This window comes from uncultured Campylobacter sp. (assembly GCF_938031315.1).
Classification (GTDB): Bacteria; Campylobacterota; Campylobacteria; order Campylobacterales; family Campylobacteraceae; genus Campylobacter_B.
Window position 1 is genome coordinate 1 of the sequence record NZ_CALHHT010000161.1, and the last position, 4,645, is coordinate 4,645.

3 protein-coding genes, 1 tRNA gene and 2 pseudogenes are annotated in these 4,645 nt (G+C 45.4%); 4 read left to right on the plus strand and 2 right to left on the minus strand.

The window, feature by feature from the left end:
• Window positions 1–835 precede the first annotated feature (835 nt).
• A pseudogene (locus Q0236_RS04270) lies at window positions 836–1,078 on the plus strand (ComEA family DNA-binding protein); the annotation flags it as partial.
• A gap of 640 nt (window positions 1,079–1,718) precedes the next feature.
• On the opposite strand, the gene nfo reads toward Q0236_RS04270, so the two are convergent.
• Together nfo and Q0236_RS04280 are read right to left on the minus strand one after the other, a co-directional pair.
• Window positions 1,719–2,561: a deoxyribonuclease IV gene (gene nfo / locus Q0236_RS04275; protein ID WP_297915448.1), complete on the minus strand. Its 843-nt coding sequence runs from the start codon at window positions 2,559–2,561 to the stop codon at window positions 1,719–1,721.
• Window positions 2,562–2,929: 368 nt separating this feature from the next.
• Complete coding sequence (locus Q0236_RS04280) at window positions 2,930–3,415, minus strand: hypothetical protein (RefSeq protein ID WP_297915450.1); 486 nt, start codon at window positions 3,413–3,415, stop codon at window positions 2,930–2,932.
• A gap of 73 nt (window positions 3,416–3,488) precedes the next feature.
• Here Q0236_RS04280 and Q0236_RS04285 point away from each other — a divergent pair.
• The 3 genes and pseudogenes from Q0236_RS04285 to Q0236_RS04295 form a co-directional block, all read left to right on the plus strand.
• Window positions 3,489–3,563: transfer RNA gene (locus Q0236_RS04285), tRNA-Glu, on the plus strand.
• A gap of 166 nt (window positions 3,564–3,729) precedes the next feature.
• Entirely contained in the window at window positions 3,730–4,464 is a 735-nt protein-coding gene (locus Q0236_RS04290) for a spore coat protein (RefSeq protein ID WP_297915452.1), read from the plus strand.
• A 46-nt stretch (window positions 4,465–4,510) separates the two neighbouring features.
• Window positions 4,511–4,645: pseudogene (locus tag Q0236_RS04295) on the plus strand (Bcr/CflA family drug resistance efflux transporter); the annotation flags it as partial.

Sequence of the window (4,645 nt, forward strand, 5' to 3'; positions counted from 1 at the left end):
CGATGATACTATCCGTTACTCGGACGGGGAAAGTAGGTCGCTGCAGGCTTTGTTAGAATTCTAGCTTTTTTCTACTTTCTATACGATCTATACGATTAAATTTAACCCTGACGACTAGGTTCAATCCTATTTTATTTTAATATCTTATAATTAAAATTTTCGATATCTTTCAACATCTTACGATTGAAATTCAAAATTCTATTTCAATCTTAAATGGTTTTAAATAGCTTCATAGCCTCGGTATTAAATTTTAATCTGGCTAAATTTTTATCTATGGTTATCCGTGCCGCTTAGCTCTTCCATTTATCTGCAATACACCCGTTAAGCTCATTCATAACTAATCAATTGATCTATTTATTTACTTCTTTACCTATCCTTGTAGGCTCGGCCTGTGACAGTAGCCAGGCCTGTGGCGTAACTCTTCGCAAACTTAGAGATGAAAGCGGCTGTCATGTACAATGAAGCGTCGTGTAAAAAAAGCGAGTAAGCCATGCAATTAAAATGTAAGCTAAATCAAATTTGGCGGACGCTTGCTATTTAGTATTTCAGTCCAATATATTTATCTATCTGTCTGCTTTTTAAGACCGAGCTAAAATTTAACGCATTTAATAAGCGTATTTAATAAAACGGCTCGGAGGTAGATAAAATTTCATATATCCACTCGGAATTTATCTTCCTTTAAGCCCTGCGTAAATATAATTTCTTCGTATTGCAAGGTAAGCACGCACCCCTACAATCTTTACGGCAGTATCTAGGGATACGACGCAAAGAGATTATACGGAACGCATAGGCTATCTTTTAGCGATACAAATATCTTAACCTCAAAGGACCTTCAATGAAAACACTACTTAAATCTCTAGCATTACTACTGGCCTTGCCTAGCTTTATACTGGCAGCCGTAAATTTAAACACCGCAAGCAAAGAGGAGCTTATGGCGCTTCCCGGCATCGGAGAGGCAAAAGCGGAAGCTATTATAAATTACCGCAAGGATAATAAATTTAAAGATATCGAGGATATCAAAAACATTAAAGGCATAGGCGATAAGAGATTCGAAGCCATTAAGGACGATCTTGCCGTAAGCGGCACTACAGATATAAGCGATCTAAAATCCGTAAAGCAAAAAGCCAATAAAAAAGCCAAAGATACTATCAAATCTACTAAGTCTAAGGCAAATGCCAAGGCAGAGAAAGCAAAAGAAGATATGGTGGACTCTATAGATGAGCAAAGCGGTAAAGTAAAAGGCTCTATGGATAAAATGAACGATGAGGCTAAAGAGGACGGCTCGTCAAAGGCTTCGGGAAAGAAGGCTAAGAAATCCAAGAAAGAACAATAAGAAAGAATATATAAAATAAAGGAGAAGCGTGAATTGGGCTTCTTCTTTGTTTATAAAATTTATGGAGGGTATGGTTTTATAACAAATCATACACTTCGTTATATGCGAATTGTCTTTTGTGCGCTCTGAAATTTATGAAATTTTAGCTTCGCGGTTTTTAAAATTAGAAACTACTTCGGTGATAAAATTTAAGCGAGTTTACGCGAACAAACGGATATAACGCAAATTTTAATTTCGCACAGGCTGCTGCGAGTTACATAAATTTTGCTTTGCGGTCTCTATCCGCATTTCATAAATTTTACGTATTCGTCACAAGGTTTACTGCACGCTGTATTTACTAGGCATAAGATCATGCCGCGCACCGCAAAACAAGCCGAGTGCAAAGCTATTTTATCATCGCCCGAAGCATTGCGATCTCCTCCGCCCAGAGGCTATCGTCGATCGTTTCTAAAATCAGCGGGATCTCGTCGATGTTCGGGTCGTTCATGATGTTTTCAAACGCCGCGAGCCCCAAAAATCCGCGTCCGAGGCTCTCGTGTCGATCTTTGCGCACGCCAAGCTCGTTTTTCGTGTCGTTTAGGTGCATGCCACTTAAAAATTTATAGCCGATCGCGCGGTCAAACTCGCTCATCGTGCGCTCATAGGCCTGCGGGCTGCGCAGATCGTATCCTGCGGCGAACGCGTGACAGGTGTCGATGCAGACGCCGATGCGATCTTTATTTGAAATTTTGCCGATCACGTAAGCGAGCTGAGCGAAATCATAGCCGAGATTGGAGCCCTGGCCGGCGGTATTTTCGAGCACGAGCTTGACGCCTGCGGTGTTTGCGATGGCGAAATTTAGCGACTCTGCGATATTATCCAGGCACACTTGAGCTGAAATTTCATTTAGATGCGAGCCCGGATGAAAGTTCAAAAGCCTAAGCCCGAGCGCCTTACAGCGGCGGATCTCGTCCATGAAGGCGTTTAGGGACTTCTCGCGCTCTGCCTCGCGCGGATGGCCCAAATTTATGAGGTAGCTGTCGTGCACCAAAACATGCTCCGCGCTGATGCCGCTTTGTTTCAGCGCGTCTTTAAATGCGGCGATCTCCTCCGCGCTAAGCGGCGGCGCGTCCCATCTGCGCTGATTTTTGACAAACATCGCAAACGCGTCCGCCCCGATCTTTGCGGCGTTTAACGGCGCGTTGGAAACCCCGCCGCTAGCACTCACGTGCGCTCCGATCCGCTTCATTTTACCTCCTAAATTTTATTTTACGCCGCGTGCGGCAAAATTTTATAAACCCGAGCTGCGCGCGGATTTTTAAATTTAAATGCACGCTTTTTCTTTCGCACATACGCGCTGCTTAGTAAATTTCGTCGCAAAGAGCCGGCGCAGAGCGCCAATAAAACCGCGCTATTTGCGCAAGCTGAAAATTACCCAGCCGAGTAATGGAATTTTGACCGCTCGCGCCGTGTTTTGAGGCGGCTACTAGAGCGCATTATTCCCGCGCGTTTATAAATGTGCGCTGCGCGAAATTTTACTCGTTCGCAATTTGTTCGCGCCGCCCGCGGAATCGCATCTCACGTGCTACAAACATTGCTCGCGGCTAGCGTAAAATTTTACTGCAACTCGCGGATTCTGATCTTTACGCCGCGCTTTACGTCGGCGAAGCTTATGGATCTTCCGCCGCCGTCCTTGTCGCGGCAAACCTTATAATCGATAGAGCCATCTTGCAGGCTTTGCGCGAGGCAACGGCGCTCGCCTGCGTCGCTGCCGCCAAAGATCGGCTTGCCGTCTAGGATTTCGCCCAGAAGTCCGCGGTAGTGCTCGGTGCCGAAGAATTTCTTATTGAAAACGAGCTCGTCGTCGCACGCGCCGTTCATGCAAATTTTATCGCCTTTTAAAACTAGGCTCAGCACGCTGATGCCGCTTGCGTAAATTTGAACCTCGGTTTGGTTTTTAAATTTACGCATAAAGCCCGCGTCGCTGGTGCGGGTAAGCGGCGAAATGACGGTGAAGTTCACGGCGTTTGTTCTCTGAGGCGCGATTTTAGCGCATCCTGCGAGCATTAAGATCGCACAAAGTAGCAAAATTTTTCGTTTCATAATTTTTTCCTTAATTTAATCGCGCTTTAAGTTGGCTTTATATAAAATACGCTTTCTCAATTTATCCCCATTTGGCCCCTTCGTCTAACGGTTAGGACATCGCCCTTTCACGGCGGTAAAACGAGTTCGAATCTCGTAGGGGTCGCCAAAATTTCCCCTGATTTTACCCTTTTAAATTTAATTTTTCCAGAAATTTTTGATTAAAATTAAATTTGATGAATTTTATCTGCGCTCGGTAGGCGTAAAATTTTAAAATTCTATCGATAATATCGAAATTTAGCTCGCTCTAAAAATTTTATGCTAAATTTGCGCTTATGCAAAATTTTCAAAACCACGTGAATGAAATTTTAAAAAACCATTCCGGCGAGCGAATTTTCGGCTTTGAATACGACGGGCAAAAATACTGGCTCAAACAGCCCGAATTCCGCATCAGAGGCGGACTGCTTACGAAGATTTTTAAGCGAAATCCCAAAAAAGCGTTTGATTACGAGGCGAAAAAGTATGAAATTTTATGCGCTGCGGATCTGCCCGTGCCCCGTTTAGTGCTGCGCGGGCAGGATTATTTCGTGCTGCAAGATGCGGGCGAGCCGCTAGATGCGGTGCTGCACAACGCGACGAACGAAAATAAAGCTGCTCTGATCGCTCGGTATGCGAGCGCGCTAGCCGGGCTGCACGCGCGAAGCTTTACCCACGGCAGGCCCGCGCTGCGCGACATTCTTTTCAAAGAGGGCGAGCTTAAATTTATAGATTTTGAAAACGACGGCGAGCACGGCGATCTGCAAGAGCTTAAAACGCGCGATTTTTTGCTTTTCGTCTATGATCTGTGCCGCGAGGGGCTGAGCGAAAGCTTGGTGCGCGAAGGCGTCCGTAGCTACGCCGCAAACGACGGAGTGGACATCGTGCAAAACGCGTGGACTAAAGTGCTGAGGCTGCGCCCGCTATATCTGCTTTTAAGGCTCTTGCCGGCAAAATTTAAAGATCTAAACGCCGCCATTCGCACGTTTGAGCTCTGTTTAAAGATCATGAACGATGACGTTGGAAAAAGCTAGCCTGAGCAGATTTGCCAAGATCAAACTCGTCGTCATACTCGCCTATATGTCGGCATTGGCGCCGCTTTCTACCGATATGTATCTGCCTGCACTAGAGAGGGTCAAGCAAAGCTTTGCTACGAGCGAGTTTTACGCGCAGCTTTCTGTTGCGAGCTTTTTCGTCGCGTTTGCGCTAGGGCAG